The sequence below is a fragment of the Chitinimonas violaceus genome (assembly GCF_052601015.1).
The window spans coordinates 1-20,327 of the sequence record NZ_JBQXDJ010000019.1; the positions used below are offsets into that span (position 1 = coordinate 1).

A 20,327-nucleotide genomic window follows, 5' to 3' on the forward strand; every position below is an offset into this window, starting at 1 on the left:
TGGGGCTATGCCGCCAAGGATTGGAAGACGGCCATGAACCAATTCGCTATTCTTTACGCGGATCGGTTTATTCGATCATCCGTGTGAATCTCAAACCCGCCTTGAACACGGAAATCCTGACACCCCCTTCGGTGTTTTCTTTAGAACTATTCAACGTTTGCTGCACATCAGCAATATGGCGTTACAAACACTCTCGGAATGTTCTTCTACCTTAAGTAAACGACGCTTCCTCAGCCATTTTCGCTTTGCCTTGCTCTAGTTCACGAGACTTTGGGCAAGCTCTTAGAATCTTTTTAAAAGAAATAGTCTGCGCTGGCAGATATAGTAGATATCTTGGTCTTCTCGAACTTAGCGTACTGATCAAATTCAGCACGCAATCCAAATTTCTTGGTCACTGCATAGCGTGCACCCACGCCAAATACCCCTTTGGTTTCCGTCTTTGAAAACTTTGGTGTAAAAATGGTTGGATCAATCTCATATTTAATGCTGGCCACACCTACCCGACCGTACATAGCAAACTCAGGACTAATAGGGAAGATACCCAACAAAGAAGCTTGAAATGCGCGAAAGTCAATATCCCGGTTTACTACGCCACTTGTATCCTTTATCGAACCCAAATAGCGCATACCCATTTCTATCGATGCATCCGGCCTGAACTGATACCCCGCAAACCACTGGGCATTATTCGCGTGCTTAGTGGGGATAGTATCGATTTTTACATAGGTACGTCCCATATCCAGTCCTGCATAAATACCCTCTGCAAAAACTGGTGCAGCAAAAATCCCGGCCATAGCCAGCATACAGACTTTTATCTTCATTTTCAGTCCCTTATTGGTTCTTCTATTTGAAATTGAGCAGCAAAATTGGGTAATCTAACCTGTAAGGATAGTTATCTTCCTTCGTTACCAAACAACCCGTTGAACCATAGAACACATTTAGCGCACTCACTAAATATTAAGAATATCAATCGCTATTTCAGTAGTAACCAATTTTCTCTTTTGACTCGTATAAGTCAACCATAGACACAGCAAATGGAGAGTGAATGGAAATAAAAAGACCTCATACGCCTACGCATATGAGGTCTTCTTGCTAAGCTAGCAAAACCTTAGTCCTGTTTATGATCCTATTGCACGGCCGCGATCAGCGCTTATATGTGCTGCTCGAAATTCTCATGTACAAATGTACAAATGTACAAATGTACAAATGTACAAATGTACATTCCTATTTCTGCACAGCTCTGCGCGAGGCTGCTAGCGACAGATCGTAAACGGATTCTTAGAAGTGGTAATCGCCCGCAACAGAGAAAGTAGAAACTTTGATGCCATCCACTTTGCCATATTGGTTGTACTCAGTGCGTAAACCAAACTGCTTGGTTACTGCATAACGGGCACCCAAACCCAACACTGACTTAGTCTTTGTTTCAGTATCTGTTTTTGAGAAATAGTAAGGGCCGCCATAGACACGAGTTGTAGTCTCGGCCTGCAACCTAGCCACGCCAACACGACCAAAAATGCTGATCTCGTTGTTCACAGGGTAAATACCCAGTGCCGAAGCTTGGATAGCGCGCATATCCACATCACTTGACATCACAGCATAGTTATCTTGCAGCGAACCCAAATAACGGATACCGACCTCTGCAGCAACATTAGGATTAAATTGATAGCCAGCAAACCATTGAGCGTTACTTGCTTTCCTGGAAACGTTTGCAGCCTTAACACTAGTACGACCCATGTCAAGACCCGCATATATACCTTCCGCAAAAGCTGGGGCAACAAGCACGGCAGCCGCAATCATTACAGCTATTTTCTTCATTATTCAGTCCTATACTTATCTTTACATGGCACATCGGCACTAGAAACCGATGTCAGCTATGAACTTCAAAGAACAGTGTGGCGATAACACCTTAATAGGCAGCCTCCACTAGTTCTCTACATATCCCCTCAAACAGAGGATCAATTAGCAGATCGCCCTGAAAGAGAATCGGCCAGTTTACAATTTAAGTCATGACATATCAATGCATGAAGCATGACTATGCTTCCAATAGTCCTTGAATTCTCCGCAAGATATAGCTGCTAATTCAAGCCATTATCGTTATCTAACGAAAATGGTTAGCTCCCAGTTTTGATCTGTAAGTAATAGCAATGAGAAAACCTCATATGCCGAAACATATGAGGTTTTCTAGCCCTGTAAAAAGCTAGAATCCTGCATGCCAACTTGCATGCACAACCTATCTTGCACTCTTATTACATAACAGAAAGCAAGATTTTAGGTTTGGATTTTAGAAGCTATAGTCACCACCAACGGTAAAGCTAGAGACTTTCACACCTTCAATTTTACCGAACTGACTGTATTCAGCCCGTACACCAAATTCTTTACTCACCGCATAGCGGGCACCTAAACCGAACATTGGCTTAGTCTTATTGAACGAATCTTGCCCAGCAATGCTCATTCCATTGCCGACGCCAGCGCCCGATACACTGATATTACCAGCAGTCTTTACATTTACCCTCGCCACTCCAACACGGCCATAAAGGCTAAACTCATCACTCACAGGCACAATTCCTACTACCGAAGCATGCAAGGCACGAGACTTAGCTGAGGCGTTTGCCGTGACTGTAGTACCTTGGTAAGTCTCAGAATCACTGTACTTTATCTTGCCCAAATCACGATAACCTGCTTCAACAGCAACATTCGGGTGGAATTGATAACCAGCAAACACACCAACGTTTGTTGCGTTACCTTTTATGTCAGCGTCTTCACTACTCTTCATTTTGGTACGACCAACTTCAGCACCGGCATAAAAGCCTTCAGCAAGAACAGGGGCAGCAAGTACACCGGCGATTACGAGTAAAGAGAATTGCTTTTTCATTACATATTCCATATGCATGGGTTTTAAAATCACTACACGGAAATCAATAAAGAATGTGTTACCTGCGTGTAGTGCAGGGAATCGGGTTTTCACAAGCGGCTAAATTTGGTCTGATAACTAAAAGTGCACAAACTGGAGAAAACACTCAATTTCGATGTTTGTCATTTTCACACAAACTAAGTTCAATATAATTATCGATCCATTGACTTATATGTTTAATAAATCCAAACAATCCATCAAACATAGCAATTGTTGATTATCAAAAATTTAAACAATAGCTTGCAAGCAAATGATTGGTTCTGGCTCACTGCTCACACGGCGTGAACACAGTAGTGAATTTGCTCACAAGCCCACAGTTACCAATCAATACTGTGGTCCACTGGGCTGGAAGTAGAAAAGCCGCCCAAATGGGCGGCTTTCTAAAGCATGGTCATTAACGCTCAACCCTGCAAACCAACCGCATCCTAGTTGGAGAAGAAATCCTTCACCTTATCCATCCAGGAATTGGCACGCGGATTGTGCTTTGCATCGTCTTCCATACTGATGTTTTCAAACTCACGCAGCAGTTCTTTTTGCCGGTCCGTCAGCTTGACCGGCGTCTCAACCACCACGTGACACATCAGGTCACCTGTAATCGCGCTACGTACGCCCTTGATGCCTTTGCCACGAAGCCGGAATACTGCGCCGGTTTGTGTTTCAGCAGGGATTTTCAATTTCACTGCGCCATCCAGTGTCGGGATCTCAATCTCACCACCAAGTGCTGCAATCGCGAAGCTGATAGGCATTTCGCAATGAAGATCGTTCCCTTCCCGCTCAAACACACCATGTTGCTTGAGATGGATCACCACATACAAATCGCCGGCAGGGCCACCATTAACGCCAGGTTCACCCTCGCCAGATAGACGAATACGATCGCCTTCATCCACACCGGCTGGAATCTTCACATTCAGCGTCTTGTTGGTCTTCACCCTGCCCTGACCATGACAAGCCCGGCAGGGTTCAGGAATCACCTTACCGCTACCATGACAGGTTGGACAGGTTTGCTGCAGGCTGAAGAAGCCTTGCTGCACGCGCACCTGACCATGACCACCACAGGTACCGCAGGTCTTGGCTTGGGTACCTGGCTTGGCGCCCGTTCCATGACAGGTATCGCATTCCTCATGAGTAGGAATCTTGATCTTGGTCTCGGTACCGCGCGCTGCTTCCTCAAGGCTGACCTCAAGGTTGTAGCGTAAATCGGAACCTCTGTAGACGTTGGAGCGACTACCGCCCCGTCCACCACCAAAGATGTCGCCAAAAATATCGCCAAACGCATCGGCAAATCCGCCACCACCAAAACCACCGCCCATACCGGCCTGCGGGTCCACCCCTGCATGACCGTACTGGTCATAGGCAGCCCGTTTCTGTGCATCAGAGAGAATCTCGTAGGCTTCTTTCGCCTCCTTGAATTTCTCCTCAGCATCCTTGCTGTCTGGGTTACGGTCCGGGTGATACTTCATCGCCAACTTGCGGTAGGACTTCTTGATTTCGTCCTCGTTGGCATCCCTGTTCACACCCAGGATCTCGTAAAAATCTTTCTTTGCCATGCTCATTCCTTACGGCAAAGGCGCAGTACCTGCCAGAATCCCTTCCAGCCTGCACTGCGCCTCATGGTCAAACGATATGATTACTTCTTCTCGTCTTTGACTTCAGTGTACTCGGCATCCATCACATTGCCGTCGTCCTGCTTGGCTTCACCACCGGGGGCAGCACTTGCAGCGCCAGCAGGACCTTGCTGGTCGGCATACATCTTTTCAGCCAGCTTATGCGATGCAGTCATCAACGCTTCGGACTTCGCGTCGATCGCAGCCTTGTCGTCACTGGTAACCACACCTTCAGCTTCGGTCAGAGCCGATTCAATAGCGGTCTTCTCTTCAGCAGTGATCTTGTCACCGTATTCGGTCAGCGACTTCTTCACCGAATGGATCAAACCTTCCAGCTGATTACGCGCACCCACCAGCTCCGTCAGCTTTTTATCTTCCTCAGCATTGGCTTCGGCATCCTTCACCATGCGTTGAATTTCTTCCTCGCTCAAGCCCGAATTGGCCTTGATGGTAATGTTGTTCGCTTTGCCTGTTGCCTTGTCCTTGGCCGACACATGCAGAATGCCGTTGGCGTCGATATTGAACTCAACCTCGATCTGTGGCGTACCCCGGGTAGCTGCGGGAATACCTTCCAGATTGAACTGACCAAGCGACTTATTGGCGGAAGCGCGCTCACGTTCGCCCTGCAGCACGTGAATAGTCACTGCATTCTGATTATCTTCCGCAGTCGAGAACACCTGGGATGCCTTGGTTGGAATCGTTGTGTTCTTCTGAATCAGCTTCGTCATCACACCACCAAGGGTTTCAATACCCAGGCTCAGCGGTGATACATCAAGCAGCAGCACGTCCTTGCGGTCACCAGCCAAGACCGAACCCTGAATGGCAGCACCCACAGCCACGGCTTCGTCCGGGTTCACATCACGGCGGGCTTCCTTGCCGAAGAACTCCTTCACCTTTTCCATCACCTTAGGCATACGGGTCTGACCACCCACCAGGATGACGTCATCGATGTCACTGATCTTAAGACCAGCATCCTTCAAGGCAATACGGCATGGCTCGATCGAACGCTCGACCAGATCTTCCACCAGGCTCTCGAACTTGGCTCGGGTAATCTTCATGGCCAAGTGTTTGGGCCCTGTCGCATCCATCGTCACATAGGGCAGGTTGATTTCAGTCTGTGTCGTACTGGAAAGCTCGATCTTGGCCTTTTCAGCGGCTTCCTTAAGGCGCTGCAAGGCCATCACATCGTTCTTAAGATCAATGCCTTGTTCTTTCTTGAACTCGGTCACGATGTAATCGATCAGGCGCTGGTCAAAGTCTTCACCGCCCAGGAAAGTGTCACCGTTGGTGGCCAACACTTCAAACTGCTTGTCACCATCGACATCTGCAATTTCGATGATGGAGATATCGAAAGTACCGCCGCCTAAGTCATATACCGCAATCTTGGCGTCGCCCTTCTCCATCTTGTCCATGCCGAAAGCCAAAGCAGCAGCAGTCGGTTCATTGATGATGCGCTTCACTTCCAGACCAGCGATACGGCCGGCATCCTTGGTGGCTTGACGTTGGCTGTCATTGAAGTAAGCCGGTACGGTAATCACCGCTTCGGTCACTTCCTCGCCAAGATAATCCTCAGCGGTCTTCTTCATCTTGCGCAGTACTTCTGCGCTGATTTGCGGCGGCGCCATTTTCTTGCCGCGCACTTCCACCCATGCATCGCCGTTGTCGGCCTTGGCAATGGTGTAAGGCATCAGGCTGATGTCTTTTTGCACTTCCTTCTCGTCAAACTTACGGCCGATCAGGCGCTTCACCGCGTACAGGGTGTTCTTCGGGTTGGTCACGGCCTGACGCTTGGCTGGCGCACCAACCAGAATCTCGTCGTCGTTGGTGTAACCGATGATGGAAGGCGTAGTACGCGCACCTTCCGAGTTCTCGATTACCTTGACGCTTCCACCTTCCAGAACGGCCACACAGCTATTGGTTGTGCCGAGGTCGATACCGATGATCTTTGCCATTTTGATGGTCCTTAAAGTTCGGAGCGCCGGCTTGGCCGGCTCAAAAATATAAGAAATTAGATTAGTCTGGTTATCCGCTTCTCTGCCGAGCAACACTGCCCACTATCGGGCAGAACAACACAGAGCAAGCGGCGTAAATAACCTTGATACTTAAATGGGGATGCGCTTAAAGGCTTTCAAGGCCCGTCGCATTCAGCCCTCTGACTTGGGTTTGGCCACAATCACCATGGCAGGGCGCAATACCCGGTCGGCCAACAGGTAGCCCTTTTGCATCACGCTGACCACGGCATTGGCTTCCTGCTCGGCTTCCACGGCACTCATGGCCTGGTGCTTGTGCGGGTCGAGCCTTTCACCGGCTTGTGGATCGATATCCTTGATCTGGAACTTGTCGAAAGCACCCACCAGATTGCGCAGCGTCATTTCTACGCCCATCTTGATGTTTTCGACGGAAGAGTTGTCCTTCAACGCCATTTCCAAGCAGTCTTTGACGACCAATAATTCACCGGCAAACTTGCCTACGGAATATTTGTGCGCTGCCGCAACGTCGTCTGCAGCCCGGCGGCGGATGTTCTCACCTTCAGCCTTGGCGTATAAGAGCGCCGTCTGCAGCTCTGCCACCTTTGCTTCCAAGGCAGCAACCTGGGCTTCCAGACTTTCTGCGGCCACGGCTTCTGTCAGCTCTCCGACCTCGTTCTGTACATCGGCAGCTTGCTCAAACGATTGATCTTGCGGGTTTTCTGCCTGGTTCTCGTGTTGCATGAAACTATCTCCTGATGCGATAGCCCACAAGATGGTGATGGTTATTCGCTTTTCAAGCCCCCAGATGTTTCATCGAAATCAAGCCTCGAATCAGCATGTTGTTGCAATTTCGTATAAATCATACGCTCGTTTGAATTTTTTGGTGCAATGCACATGAAACTACATATAATCAACTACACAACTTCTAAATTTCCTCACTGGCGCCAATCCTTAGCCAGATTAGGAATCGTCGCCCCAAGCACTATCCAGCGAGGGCGCAAGTCAGCGAATCCGCTGCCGCTCCCAAGCTAAACCCCATATCGTAATTCGCGTACCCCTGGCCACGCCCAAGGTACGCCTCACGTGTAACGAGGTAAGAGATATGTCGACCCGCGAACAACGCATCGCCGCTATTCAACATGACTGGGATACCAACCCGCGCTGGAAGGGCATAAAACGTGGCTATACCGCAGCCGACGTCGAGCGCTTACGCGGCTCCGTTCAGAACGAATACAGCCTTGCCCGTCGTGGCGCCGAGAAGCTGTGGGGCCTCGTCAACAACGAGCCCTATGTCAATTGTCTGGGTGCACTAACTGGTGGCCAGGCCATGCAGCAGGTCAAAGCCGGTATCAAGGCGATTTATCTATCCGGCTGGCAGGTCGCTGCAGACAACAACGAATACGCAGCCATGTATCCGGACCAGTCGCTATACCCCGTGGACTCGGTACCCAAGGTGGTGGAACGCATCAACAATGCCTTCACACGGGCCGATGAAATTCAGCATTCCAAGGGCGTCGAGCGCGGCGAGAAGGATTTCATCGATTACTTCGCACCGATTGTGGCCGATGCCGAGGCAGGCTTCGGTGGCGTGCTGAACGCTTACGAGCTGATGAAAGCCATGATCCGCGCTGGTGCAGGCGGCGTGCACTTCGAAGACCAGCTGGCTTCCGTTAAAAAATGCGGCCATATGGGTGGCAAGGTGTTGGTGCCAACCCAGGAAGCCGTACAAAAGCTGATTGCCGCCCGTATGGCAGCCGATGTGTATGGTGTACCTACCCTCGTGATCGCCCGTACCGACGCTGAAGCCGCAGACCTCTTGACCAGCGACTACGACGAGAACGACAAACCCTTCCTGACTGGCGAACGTACTGCCGAGGGCTTCTACAAAACCAAGAAGGGTATCGAGCAAGCCATCAGCCGCGCCGTAGCCTATGCCGACTATGCCGATCTGGTGTGGTGCGAAACTGGCACGCCGGACCTGGAATTTGCCCGCAAATTCGCAGAGGCGGTGCATTCAAAACACCCCGGCAAACTGCTCGCTTACAACTGCTCGCCTTCATTCAACTGGAAGAAAAACCTCGACGACGCCACCATCGCCAAATTCCAACGCGAACTGGGTGCAATGGGTTACAAGTATCAGTTCATCACTTTGGCTGGTATTCATTCCATGTGGTACAACATGTACGATCTGTCCAAAGACTACGTTGCACGCGGTATGTCGGCTTATGTCGAGAAGGTGCAGGAACCGGAATTCGCAGCCCGTGACCGCGGCTATAGCTTCGTATCGCATCAGCAAGAGGTGGGTACTGGTTACTTTGACGAAGTCACTACGGTTATCCAGGGCGGCAAATCCTCGGTGACCGCGCTGACGGGCTCCACAGAAGAGGAACAATTCCATTGATCCAGTAGCAGTGAGGAAAATGAGGCAGCCTTCGCGACCGGAAAAGCCGGCCAAGAATGGTCTGCAGTGATTTGAATTCGGTGTCCTCCGTGATTCAGCACTACTCACCCAACTCGCTATTACCTGTCAATGAAATGAAACAACGCCGCCCCAGCTCGAATGAGTTCGGGCGGCGTTTTATTTCTTCGTATACATATGAGTCTAGCCAGCACTACATCGGACTAGTCACGCTACGGAACTTTCCACCATGACCGCACGTATCCAACATGGCCGCCTCGCTATCGACAGCGCGCTATACCAATTCGTCAACCAGGAAGCGATTCCAGGCACAGATGTCGACGCCACTGCTTTTTGGGACAGCTTCGAACAGATCGTCGCAGACCTGACCCCAACCAATATCGCACTCTTGCAAAAACGCGATGCGTTGCAGGCCAAGATTGATGCGTGGCACCAAGCCAACCGTAGTTTCGATCCGGCCGCCTACAAAGCTTTCCTGACCGAGATCGGCTATCTGCTACCCGAGGGGCCCGACTTCTCCATTACCACCGAGAATGTGGATGCAGAAATCGCCACGCTTGCGGGGCCTCAGCTGGTTGTGCCGGTAAAAAATGCACGCTATGCCTTGAATGCCGCCAATGCGCGTTGGGGCTCGTTGTATGACGCACTCTACGGTACCGATGCAATCCCCGAGACTACCGGCGCAGAAAAAGGCAGCGGAGGGTACAACCCGGTACGAGGCGCCAAGGTCGTAGCATTCGGCCGCGGATTCCTTAACGACACCTTCCCGCTGGCAACCGGTTCACATACCGACGTCACCCATTACACCGTTGCCAATGGGCAACTGGCTGTTACCTTGAAAGGTGGGGAAACCACAGCACTCGCCACACCCAGCCTGTTCGTTGGTTACGCAGGGGCAGAGACCGCGCCAACCAGCATACTCCTTAAACATAATGGCCTGCATGTCGAGATCCAGATCGACGCCACGCATATAGTGGGGCGGACTGATCCAGCACATGTGAAAGACATCTGCCTCGAAGCTGCCGTCACCACCATTCAGGACTGCGAAGATTCGATCGCCGCGGTCGATGCCGAGGACAAGGTGGAGGTCTACCGCAATTGGCTCGGCCTCATGCTGGGCACGCTGCAGGATACTTTCGAGAAAGGTGGTAAGAAAGTTACCCGGCTAATGCATGCCGACCGCGTCTTTACCGCAGCAAAGGGTGGTGAATTGAAGCTGCATGGCCGCTCGTTGATGCTGCTGCGTAATGTCGGCCACCTGATGACCAATCCAGCCATCCAGTTCGAAGGAAAGGATGTGTTTGAAGGCATCATGGATGCGGCCATCACCGCGCTGGTTGCCAAGCATGACATCCTGGGCCGGGGTGAGCTGCGTAACAGTCGTACCGGGTCGATGTATATCGTCAAACCCAAAATGCATGGCCCCGAGGAGGTCGCCTTCGCCGTCGACTTGCTCGCTCGGGTAGAAACTGCCATCGGCCTGCCACGTAACACGCTCAAGATCGGCATCATGGATGAAGAGCGCCGTACCACCGTCAACCTGAAGGAATGCATCCGTCAGGCGAGTGAACGCACCATTTTCATCAATACCGGCTTTATGGACCGCACAGGTGACGAAATCCATACCTCGATGGAAGCGGGGCCCGTAGTGCGTAAAGAGGCGATGAAGCAGGAAAAATGGATTACCGCCTATGAAAACTGGAATGTGGATGTAGGCCTGCTATGCGGCCTTAAGGGTAAGGCGCAAATCGGCAAAGGCATGTGGCCCAAACCCGATTTGATGGCTGAAATGTTGGCCAGCAAAATCAGCCATCCCAATGCTGGCGCCAACTGCGCCTGGGTCCCCTCACCCACCGGCGCAGTACTACACGCCCTGCACTACCACAAAGTATATGTGGCCCAGCGCCAGGACGAATTGAAGTCACGCCAGCGTGCTGCGCTGGATAATATCCTGGCTATTCCCCTGGCACCCAAAACCGATTGGACACCCGGGGAAATCGCTGCCGAACTGGAAAACAACTGCCAAGGCATATTGGGCTATGTAGTGCGCTGGGTAGATCAGGGAGTAGGTTGTTCCAAAGTACCGGACATCCACAACGTGGGCCTGATGGAGGACCGCGCGACATTGCGAATTTCCAGTCAGCATGTGGCCAACTGGCTGCGCCATGGCATCATCACTCGTGAACAGGTACAGGATGTCATGCAGCGTATGGCCAAAGTGGTCGACCATCAAAACGTACACGACCCACTCTATACCCCGATGGCTGCCGATTTTTCCACGAATGTTGCTTTTCAAGCTGCTTGTGAGCTGATTTTCGATGGCACAAAGCAACCAAATGGCTACACCGAACCTATCCTGCATCGCAGTCGGCTAGCGGCAAAAGCAGCTTCAAAACGGTAGTTGAACAGCCAGAAAATACATACCGGACAAATACCCCATTAGTCAGCACCCACCTGACATTTAACTATTGCCAAGCCCTCGCAAACGCGAGGGCTTTTTATTTGCCGCGACGCATTTCCAGCCAACAATTTGCCAACGTAATAGTTACACAACAATTGATTATCAAGGTGGCATTCCCCAATACAGTCATCTCTAATGAAGCTTTAGCGTTACCACTGTCTGTAATGATTACTAATATGGACTGAGTGACGCCACGGAAGGTGGCGCGTCGACATACGCCAAGAAAAGAAAGAGTCACACCATGCTCATATCCATGTGGAAGAAACTTGCCCTCGTCGGCCTCACCGCTACTGCTTTGGTAGCAACGGCAGCCGAAAAACCCAATGTTGTGATTGTTGCTACCGGTGGAACTATCGCCGGTGCTGGTGCCAGCACTGCCAACAGTGCGGTCTACCAGTCGGCAAAGGTAAAGGTCGATCAGTTGATCGTTGCGGTACCTGAATTGACCAATGTGGCCAATGTACGCGGCGAACAGATCTTCGCGATTGGCTCGGAAAGTTTCACCAATGACCGCCTGCTGGAGCTGGGGAAGCGGATCTCGGCGTTGTCCAAACAAGCCGATGTGGACGGCATTGTCATCACCCATGGTACCGATACACTCGAGGAAACTGCGTACTTTCTGAACCTGACCGTTCATACCGATAAGCCCATCGTAGTCGTCGGCTCTATGCGGCCAAGCACTGCTATGTCGGCCGATGGCGTACTCAACCTCTACGATGCGGTTGTCGTTGCAGGCAGCCCCGATGCCAAAGGCAAGGGTGTTCTTGTAACCATGAATGACCAGATCGACAGTGGCCGCGACATCACCAAAGCCGTCAACATCAAGACCAGTGCCTTTTCCAGTCAGTGGGGACCATTGGGCATGGTCGTGGAAGGCAAGAACTATTGGTTCCGTGCACCTGTGAAACGCCACACCACGCAAAGCGAATTTGATATCGACAAGATCAACCAGCTCGCACCGGTAGAAATTGTCTACGCCTACGGCAATGTTCCGCCCACACTTTATGAGGCTGCAGCCGCAGGCGGCGCAAAAGCCATCATCCATGCTGGAGTGGGGAACGGTGGCATGGGTAAATGGCTGGTTCCCACACTGCAAAATATCCGCCAACAGGGTGTGCAGATCATCCGCGCTGCCCGCGTGCCCAACGGTATCGTGATACGCAATGCCGACCAGCCTGACGACAAGTACGACTGGGTGGTTGCACATGACCTGAACCCACAGAAAGCCCGCATTCTGGCTTCGATTGCGCTTACACAGACCAATAGCAGTCAGGAACTACAACGTATTTTCTGGGAATACTAAGCAGACGACACAACACGGAACTCCCTGTCATGGCGTCACTATAAGAGTCTGTTCTAAGAACCTGTTCAAGATCAGTCGCGAGCAGCTATCAGCAGGGCAGCGCAGAAACCGGAATGTTTGGGTATATGAGGACTTCGAGCAGCACATAAGCTCTGATCACAGCTACACAGCAAGCTCTTGTAACAGATTCCAAGGTCGTAAACAGTAACAGGTTATATTTTCCACCCCCCGTTTAACGGGGGTTTTTTATTGCATCACGTAGTGATGCAAACAATCGCTTTGATTGCATCCACACCATACACAAAAAAATAATCAGTGCGAATTTCCCCAATACAGGTTTACCCCAACATCCCATTAGGGTAATCGAGCTATCCGTATGGCGAGTGTGTGCTCAGAACTCAAGCTACACATCCATCCTGATCACCGCTGCGAAGATTGTGCGTAAGTTCCAAAACAACCCGCACCGATGCGCTTAGAACCTGTTTACGATCTGTCGCGAGCAGCCGTCAGCAGGGTGAAGCGCAGAAACTGGAATGTACTTGGGTACATGAGGCTTTCGAGCAGCATATGAGCCCTGATCACGGCTGCGCAGTAGGATCGTAAACAGGTTCTTACAGCAATAAGTGCAGGCCCAGTATTGCCGCCAAGACGGTACGCCTACTTAATAAATCAAGGAAGAGACACACTATGTTTACCCCGCTTTGGAAGAAGCTCGCCCTTATCAGCCTTACAGCTACTGCTTTAACAACAGTTGCCGCCGAAAAACCAAATGTCGTCATCCTGGCAACCGGTGGCACGATTGCAGGCGCAGGTGCAACAACCGCCAACAGTGCAAGCTACCAAGCTGCCAAAGTACCAGTCGACAAACTCATCCTGAGCGTGCCGGAATTGGCCAATGTAGCCAACGTTAAAGGCGAACAGGCTTTCCAGATCGCTTCAGAAAGCTTTACGAATGACCGGCTATTAGAGCTGGGAAAACGCGTGTCTGCCTTGTCCAAGCAAGCCGATGTAGATGGCATCGTTATCACCCACGGTACCGACACGCTGGAAGAAACCGCCTACTTCCTGAACCTGACTGTCCATACCGATAAACCTATCGTGGTGGTCGGCTCGATGCGACCAGGCACAGCTATGTCGGCCGACGGCACACTCAACCTGTATAACGCCGTCGTTGTCGCAGGCAGCCCAGATGCCAAAGGCAAGGGGGTACTGGTGACCATGAACGATCAAATCGACAGCGGCCGCGATGTCACCAAGTCCATCAATATCAAGACCAATGCTTTCTCCAGTCAATGGGGGTCCCTAGGTATGGTCGTGGAAGGCAAGAATTACTGGTTCCGTGCGCCAGTAAAGCGCCACACCATGCAAAGCGAGTTTGATATCGACAAGATCAACCAACTCGCGCTCGTTGAAATTGTCTACTCCTATGGCAACGTGCCCGCTTCCATGTACGAAGCCGCAGCGGCAAATGGCGCCAAAGCAGTCATTCATGCGGGAACAGGTAACGGGTCAGTAGCCGACCGGATCGTGCCCACACTGCAAAAACTTCGTAAAGAGGGGTTGCAGATTGTCCGCTCCGCTCGCGTACCTGCAGGCTTCGTACTGCGCAACGCAGAGCAACCGGATGACAAGTATGACTGGGTAGTGGCGCATGACTTGAATCCACAAAAAGCAAAGATCCTGGCTTCAGTTGCGTTAAGTCAGCCTAGCAACAGCAAAGAGCTGCAACGCATTTTCTGGGAATACTGAGCAGTCAGCCCTCTGGCAGAGTCGGAGTAAGAACCCGTTCAAAGAAGCATGACGACAGGAAGGCGTTTACATAAATAAATGCCTTCCCATCGATGTACAGTCCTTGCATGCAAGCCAGCCCAACGCAAGCCGTATTAATTACACCGCATCACAGAACTGCAAAAGCGTTGCTGCTTTGATGCATAATCCCGCCCCAGCTGGCCATCTGGCTCAGCTCACAAAATATAAAAATACATTCATTACTTAGTAAGAAGGCCGGGCCCTCTTAAGTTTTTGTTGCTGCAGATTTCCATGCCGTCCGCGGCAGAACCCATTAACAATACTGTATTGCGTATCTCATTCAGCGGCACACAATCCTCCCAAGAGAGAGGGAGTCGCTAGCGCAGCACTGAGCGCCAAGTATTCTGTACCCATATGTAGAAACGTCTATTTAATACTTCGTTCTGCAACACGGTACAGGCATTGATGGTATGGATTCTGAAATACGCGCACAGCACTGACTTCAGCAGGCATCTGGTCCATCGCAACACTCGAGGAAAGTGTCGTGAAACAGTTGTTCGCCATATTCGTTCCCAAGACGGCCCGTACCAAAATTCTTTGGATGTTTCTTGGGATCAATTTACTCACTACTGCCGCCTATACGCTGTATATCTGGGATCTCAAATCGACAGGGGTGCGCGAGGAAATCGATGCCCGGCTTGTCGATGGGGTGAGTGCGGCGCCCAAAATGATAGGTGCAACCTATCTGCAGCGTGCCACGAATCCCGATGCCGTCAAGCCGGATGACTATTTGGCATTGGTGAGACTCCTGAACGACTATTGCAGGCAAACCGGCTTACGTTACCTCTATGTGTTCACCGAGGCGCAACACAAGCTGGTTTATGTGGCAGACGCAGCGAATGAAGCCGAAATTTCAGCCAAGAACTTCGGCCATTTCTTTCAGCTCTATGAGGCAGCCCGCCATCCCGCCATTCTGGATACCTTGAATACTGGCAAGACCCATTTTGCAGAGTATCGCGATCGATTCGGCTATTTCCGGTCACTGTTCCAACGTCTTGAGGTCAGTCCTGGTGTACGTATGGTGGTAGGTGCGGATATCGAAATCAGCTATGTGCAGACTGAACTGCACAAGGCCTTACAGCAATCATTGGGAATCGGCGCCATCATTTTCGTCTTGGGCTTACTGGGTAGTATCTGGCTGGCGCGTATCCTCTCGCGACCAGTTTCGCGGTTAGCCGACGCAGTAGACCTAGTCGCACAGGGTAACTATCAAGCAACCGTACCTGTGAATGGCAGAGATGAATTTGCCCGTTTGGCACATGCCTTCAATGCCATGAATACCGCCGTAGCAGAACGGGAAAAAGTTAATGCCCATTTGCTGAACGAACTGGAGCGTAATGAAGAAGCACTCGAAGCACGGGTACGCAGCCGGACACAGGAATTGGCAGAATTGAACGCCATGTTGCTGGCACACGAGCGCGAGTTGAACACAGCCCGCAACCAAGCCGCACAGGCGTCACAAATGAAATCGCTGTTCTTGGCCAATGTGAGTCATGAAATCCGTACTCCAATGAATGGGATCCTGGGCATGACCCACCTTTCGCTTCAAACTGCGCCACCGCCCAAACTGCGGGACTATTTGCAGAAAATCCAGCGTTCCAGCAAGCATCTGCTGGCTATCATCAACGACATCCTGGATTTTTCAAAAGCTGAAATGGGTCAATTGAAACTGGATTCTGTGGTTTTTGACGTGTCTAGCGTACTCGATAATCTGGCGGACATGCTTGCAGAGCCATGCCGACAAAAAGACCTTTCCCTCCAAATTCATGTCGACCCCTACCTTCCCAGTCAGCTGGTGGGTGATGCATTACGACTGAGCCAGATTCTGGTCAACTTTGCCAATAATGCGGTCAAGTTCACAGACCATGGGCAGATCGTGCTGCGTGTGAATGTTCAGTCACAAACCAGTACCTCTGTACTTGCCTATTTTGAGATCGAAGACAGCGGCATCGGCATGACCACGGTGCAGCAGACTCAACTATTCCAGTCATTCCAGCAAGCCGATGCCAGCACTACGCGCCGATATGGTGGTACCGGCTTAGGTTTGGCGATTGCCAAGAAGCTGGCGGGTTTGATGGGTGGAGAGGTTGGTGTACGCAGCACCCCCGGGATGGGCAGCACCTTCTGGTTCACCGCCCGCTTTGGTCGGGTTCTGGCCAAACCTGGCACCAGTAATAAAGTCGATCCTTACACAACTCTCGACCTGCAAGGCATATATGGCGCCAGGGTGCTGCTCGTGGACGACAATGAGATGAATCAGGAAATCGGCAGCCATCTGCTTCGCCAAGTCGGCATCAAAGTAGATTTGGCCAACGATGGAGAAATGGCGCTGGAGATGGTCAAACAAGGTGACTATGACCTTGTTTTGATGGACCTGCAGATGCCGGTAATGGACGGTTTGACCGCCACGCGACTGATCCGTACCCAACCGCGCTTTGCCAAGTTGCCCATCATCGCGGTGACTGCCAATACCAAATCAGGAAACCAGCACCTTTATACAGAGGCAGGCATCAGCGACCACCTCGCCAAACCTATTGAACCAGAGGAATTATTTCAGCTGCTATTGCGCTGGATACCCACGCATACCGAATATGCGAACTAGACGCACCCTTTCTCATAACAAGCATTCCAAGGCTGTTTTTAACGCCGTATTGCTGGCGCGGAGCAGACTTTGAGCAAGCTCTTAGAACCTGTCTAAAGTCTCGCGAGCTAGAGCAAGACAAGGCGGAAACAGCTGAGGAAACGGAGTTTACGAATGGTAAATGAGCATTCCGAGGATGTTTTCAACGCCGTATCGCTGACGCACAGCAGACTTTAGACAGGTTCTTAGGATTTGGGCTTAAAGCGCTTTAGTAAAGGTGTCCCAATACTGACCACCAATAGCACCAGACCACCCGCAATAATGCCGATCAGTGCATCAAGCACAGTTGGCACGATTGCAGCCAACACGCCACCCAGTACCGGCAAGTCAGCGAGCCCCGCAGCAAGGTGCTCAATGCCATGATGCAGCATAGGGACACCGTGACTGAGAATGCCGCCCCCCACCATGAACATGGCTGCAGTCCCCACTACTGACAACGTCTTCATCAAATAAGGGGCGCCCGACACAAGGGCCCGTCCTAATGCCTGAGCTCCTGCACCATTGCGCTGGCTAAGGTAGAGGCCGGCATCATCAAGCTTCACAATACCGGCGACCAAACCATACACCCCGATGGTCATAATTAACGCAATCCCGATCAACACAGTAACCTGCTGCATAAAACTAGCCGCAGCCACGGTACCGAGCGAAATTACGATGATCTCGGCGGATAAGATGAAGTCTGTCCGCACCGCACCTTTGATTTTCTCCTGCTCGAACGCCACCAAATCAACTTCAGGATTCGCCAAAGCTTGAAGGTGATCGTTGTGATGAGCAGCATCCTCTTCCTTGCTATGCAGAAACTTATGCGCCAGCTTCTCGAAGCCCTCGAAGCACAGAAAAGCACCGCCCAACATCAACAGCGGCGTAATCGCCCAAGGAATCAACGCGCTGATCGCCAGTGCAGCGGGCACCAAGATCGCCTTGTTCTTCATGGACCCTTTTGCCACGGCCCACACGACCGGCAATTCACGATCAGCCTTCACACCCGCAACTTGCTGCGCGTTCAACGCCAAATCATCGCCTAGCACCCCGGCAGTTTTTTTGGCTGCAACCTTCGTCATGACGGCAACGTCATCAAGAATGGTTGCAATGTCATCAATCAGCGTTAACAAACTACTGCCAGCCACGACGGTTTCCTTAAAATCGAAAGAGATATTGTGATGAATCTAGAGCTGATCTTCTAGCATGAAGTCCCTCTAAACAAAACTGGACTATCCAGTCAGTTAAAATAATAGCGGCACCCATGTGGATGCCGCCTAAGTTACTTGTCTCGAATCGCTCAAGCTTACCCGTTGCAGCGGTTATTCACTCCACCACCTGCACACCGCAACAAACCGGATACCTCATACAACCCCAGAAAGGCTCACCCACGTTAGCGCCCTTATTGGCAATACGTTGCACCATATCACCACCGCAGCCAGGGCATGGGGGAGCATTCTCATTGGATGCATCAGCCAACACCAATTGGGAAGGAAGGGTAATACCGTGTAAAAGCTTACGCAGCGCCCTGCCATCAATCAAGGTGATTGCATGATCGTGGGCAAAGCGATCAGCGTTGCTGGAATAGACACCAGCGCTTATCACAAAACCACCCTGTATACCTTCTGCGACCATTGCCCAGTGCAATTCACGCACTGTCGAAACACCAACCTTATTGTCGCGCCAAGCAGTGGACTGCGCCAAATAACGACGCCCCTGTTTTTCAAGCAGCAACTCCGACCCCGTTTGAACAAGTGTTACCTTGTAACCACGCCGCTTGAAAGCCTCAATCAACAGTGCATTGAATTGTGATCGATTCATACCATCCAGCAAACGACGCTGGTGATGGCTAACAACTTTGCGTTGACGCCGCACAAATAGTGTTGCACCCGCCAATAAAAGACAAATTGCGGGCACAAGGTAGTAACTCACTTCAATGATATCAAGCAACAGCTCTAGTGTTTCAGCCTCTACGTAACGCTTGAAAACCGAACTGACCATATCGCTGTTAGCAATCGGGCCAAATACCAAACACCATATGCCACCCAGCAGCACAAAAAACCACCATGGCAACCTCAGCAGCCGCCCGAAGAGGCCACTCAATCGTTTACTTCGCCTGCGCTCCACCAGACGTTCTCCCGTTGTAAATAGCTATCCTGCCAAAGCACTATTTATGCCAAAAACTGGGGACTATATGCCGAGCATTTCCTTGCTGCCAAGCGGCGATACGCTTGTTTCCACGCTTCAGCTGAACATGTGCTGTGGATAATCGCCTTATGCTCCTCAGCTACCTCTCTGCACAAATCCGATAGTGATGATTTAAAAAAGAAAAACGCCAAATGATGATATGCATTTGGCGTTTACTCAGAATTCCCCGTTTGTCGTATACAGACAACCAAATCAAGCGATACATACCTACTCAGCCAAAACATTCTGACCCATTGATGTGATCGCCCAATATCACTTTGCAGGCATTAAGGTGGTCAAGTCCAAACCTTGAATCAGTCGCAGTAGCGCAGGGCCCTCAATCAACTCGATGGCATGTTCACGCGCAAATTGCTGTGCTTCAGGACTGAATTGGCCCGCGCTGAGCACGAATCCGCCTGAAGCTCTTGCTGCCGCCATAACTGCATGTAACTCACGAACCGGCTGCGCACCAACATGCTTTGCCTGCCATTGACTGCCTTGCACCAAAAAGACTTCGCATCGTTTGGTCAACACTACATCCACACCACCTTGTGGCGAACAGCCACTACGTGAACGGACGGTATAACCGAGTTTCTGGAAGGCAGCGGCAATCAATACCTCAAACTCTTCCCAACCAATACCTTGTAAAGCTTGTAAGGTTGGATTCACCTCGTCCTCATCGTGCTGCCGTGCACGCCAGAACGAGAATAGAGCCACCGCTATAAAAAATGATGGCAACAGACATTGCAACCAAGTAGCCAATCCACTAATAAATTGGGCAGTGATCAATGATGGGAGGTATCTGGCACCTTCAGGCACAGGAACGGATAAACCCGCCATGCTATGCAAAACCAGATAACTCAATACAGCGAGCAGGACACTCACTTTCCATGAGAGTCGCAGGCTGCCGCCCAATACACCCTTCGACTCCTGTACATACTGATCCATCTAACTTATCTCCAGCAAAATTGATGTTGCCGTCAATACCGGCGATTGTTATCTCTATCAAAGTATCGGCTGACTCAACTACACCGAATGCACTGCTC

General features: G+C 51.0%; 14 protein-coding genes. 5 read left to right on the forward strand and 9 right to left on the reverse strand.

The window, feature by feature from the left end; all coding sequences use genetic code 11:
- Nucleotides 1-293: 293 nt before the first annotated feature.
- The 6 genes from ACUHMQ_RS08760 to grpE form a co-directional block, all read right to left on the reverse strand.
- Nucleotides 294-818, reverse strand: a complete 525-nt coding sequence (locus ACUHMQ_RS08760; RefSeq protein ID WP_445295077.1) for a porin family protein — start codon at nucleotides 816-818, stop codon at nucleotides 294-296.
- A 457-nt stretch (nucleotides 819-1,275) separates the two neighbouring features.
- Nucleotides 1,276-1,812, reverse strand: a complete 537-nt coding sequence (locus ACUHMQ_RS08765) for a porin family protein (protein ID WP_445295078.1) — start codon at nucleotides 1,810-1,812, stop codon at nucleotides 1,276-1,278.
- Nucleotides 1,813-2,278: 466 nt separating this feature from the next.
- Nucleotides 2,279-2,869 (reverse strand): outer membrane beta-barrel protein, encoded by a 591-nt coding sequence (locus ACUHMQ_RS08770; protein ID WP_445295079.1) that lies wholly within the window; start codon nucleotides 2,867-2,869, stop codon nucleotides 2,279-2,281.
- Between the two features lie 464 nt (nucleotides 2,870-3,333).
- Nucleotides 3,334-4,455 (reverse strand): molecular chaperone DnaJ, encoded by a 1,122-nt coding sequence (gene dnaJ, locus ACUHMQ_RS08775; RefSeq protein ID WP_445295080.1) that lies wholly within the window; start codon nucleotides 4,453-4,455, stop codon nucleotides 3,334-3,336.
- 80 nt (nucleotides 4,456-4,535) lie between these two features.
- The gene (gene dnaK, locus ACUHMQ_RS08780; protein ID WP_445295081.1) at nucleotides 4,536-6,464 is read right to left on the reverse strand and encodes a molecular chaperone DnaK; all 1,929 of its coding nucleotides are present in this window, start codon (nucleotides 6,462-6,464) and stop codon (nucleotides 4,536-4,538) included.
- Nucleotides 6,465-6,656: 192 nt separating this feature from the next.
- Complete coding sequence (grpE, locus tag ACUHMQ_RS08785; protein ID WP_445295082.1) at nucleotides 6,657-7,223, reverse strand: nucleotide exchange factor GrpE; 567 nt, start codon at nucleotides 7,221-7,223, stop codon at nucleotides 6,657-6,659.
- Nucleotides 7,224-7,584: 361 nt separating this feature from the next.
- Between grpE and aceA the strand changes: the two genes are divergently transcribed.
- The 5 genes from aceA to ACUHMQ_RS08810 all read left to right on the forward strand — a co-directional run bounded on the left by aceA (nucleotide 7,585) and on the right by ACUHMQ_RS08810 (nucleotide 17,076).
- A complete protein-coding gene (gene aceA / locus ACUHMQ_RS08790) occupies nucleotides 7,585-8,883 on the forward strand; it encodes an isocitrate lyase (protein WP_445295083.1) in 1,299 nt (432 codons plus the stop codon).
- A gap of 247 nt (nucleotides 8,884-9,130) precedes the next feature.
- On the forward strand, nucleotides 9,131-11,302 hold the full coding sequence (locus ACUHMQ_RS08795; RefSeq protein ID WP_445295084.1) for a malate synthase G: 2,172 nt from the start codon (nucleotides 9,131-9,133) through the stop codon (nucleotides 11,300-11,302).
- A gap of 301 nt (nucleotides 11,303-11,603) precedes the next feature.
- Nucleotides 11,604-12,665 (forward strand): type II asparaginase, encoded by a 1,062-nt coding sequence (locus ACUHMQ_RS08800; protein ID WP_445295085.1) that lies wholly within the window; start codon nucleotides 11,604-11,606, stop codon nucleotides 12,663-12,665.
- 687 nt (nucleotides 12,666-13,352) lie between these two features.
- The gene (locus tag ACUHMQ_RS08805; RefSeq protein WP_445295086.1) at nucleotides 13,353-14,414 is read left to right on the forward strand and encodes a type II asparaginase; all 1,062 of its coding nucleotides are present in this window, start codon (nucleotides 13,353-13,355) and stop codon (nucleotides 14,412-14,414) included.
- Nucleotides 14,415-14,958: 544 nt separating this feature from the next.
- Complete coding sequence (locus tag ACUHMQ_RS08810) at nucleotides 14,959-17,076, forward strand: response regulator (protein WP_445295087.1); 2,118 nt, start codon at nucleotides 14,959-14,961, stop codon at nucleotides 17,074-17,076.
- A gap of 224 nt (nucleotides 17,077-17,300) precedes the next feature.
- Here the strand turns inward: ACUHMQ_RS08810 and ACUHMQ_RS08815 are convergent, their stop codons facing one another.
- From ACUHMQ_RS08815 to ACUHMQ_RS08825, 3 genes are all read right to left on the reverse strand, one after another.
- A complete protein-coding gene (locus ACUHMQ_RS08815) occupies nucleotides 17,301-18,242 on the reverse strand; it encodes a DUF808 domain-containing protein (protein WP_445295088.1) in 942 nt (313 codons plus the stop codon).
- A gap of 178 nt (nucleotides 18,243-18,420) precedes the next feature.
- Entirely contained in the window at nucleotides 18,421-19,197 is a 777-nt protein-coding gene (locus tag ACUHMQ_RS08820) for a restriction endonuclease (protein ID WP_445295089.1), read from the reverse strand.
- Nucleotides 19,198-19,554: 357 nt separating this feature from the next.
- Entirely contained in the window at nucleotides 19,555-20,229 is a 675-nt protein-coding gene (locus tag ACUHMQ_RS08825) for a restriction endonuclease (RefSeq protein WP_445295090.1), read from the reverse strand.
- Nucleotides 20,230-20,327 lie beyond the last annotated feature (98 nt).

Bases quoted from the DNA above. Each gene is read 5' to 3' on its own strand.
- ACUHMQ_RS08760 (WP_445295077.1), bottom strand. From the start codon at position 818: ATGAAGATAAAAGTCTGTATGCTGGCTATGGCCGGGATTTTTGCTGCA.
- ACUHMQ_RS08765 (WP_445295078.1), bottom strand. From the start codon at position 1,812: ATGAAGAAAATAGCTGTAATGATTGCGGCTGCCGTGCTTGTTGCCCCA.
- ACUHMQ_RS08770 (WP_445295079.1), bottom strand. From the start codon at position 2,869: ATGAAAAAGCAATTCTCTTTACTCGTAATCGCCGGTGTACTTGCTGCC.
- dnaJ (WP_445295080.1), bottom strand. From the start codon at position 4,455: ATGGCAAAGAAAGATTTTTACGAGATCCTGGGTGTGAACAGGGATGCC.
- dnaK (WP_445295081.1), bottom strand. From the start codon at position 6,464: ATGGCAAAGATCATCGGTATCGACCTCGGCACAACCAATAGCTGTGTG.
- grpE (WP_445295082.1), bottom strand. From the start codon at position 7,223: ATGCAACACGAGAACCAGGCAGAAAACCCGCAAGATCAATCGTTTGAG.
- aceA (WP_445295083.1), top strand. From the start codon at position 7,585: ATGTCGACCCGCGAACAACGCATCGCCGCTATTCAACATGACTGGGAT.
- ACUHMQ_RS08795 (WP_445295084.1), top strand. From the start codon at position 9,131: ATGACCGCACGTATCCAACATGGCCGCCTCGCTATCGACAGCGCGCTA.
- ACUHMQ_RS08800 (WP_445295085.1), top strand. From the start codon at position 11,604: ATGCTCATATCCATGTGGAAGAAACTTGCCCTCGTCGGCCTCACCGCT.
- ACUHMQ_RS08805 (WP_445295086.1), top strand. From the start codon at position 13,353: ATGTTTACCCCGCTTTGGAAGAAGCTCGCCCTTATCAGCCTTACAGCT.
- ACUHMQ_RS08825 (WP_445295090.1), bottom strand. From the start codon at position 20,229: ATGGATCAGTATGTACAGGAGTCGAAGGGTGTATTGGGCGGCAGCCTG.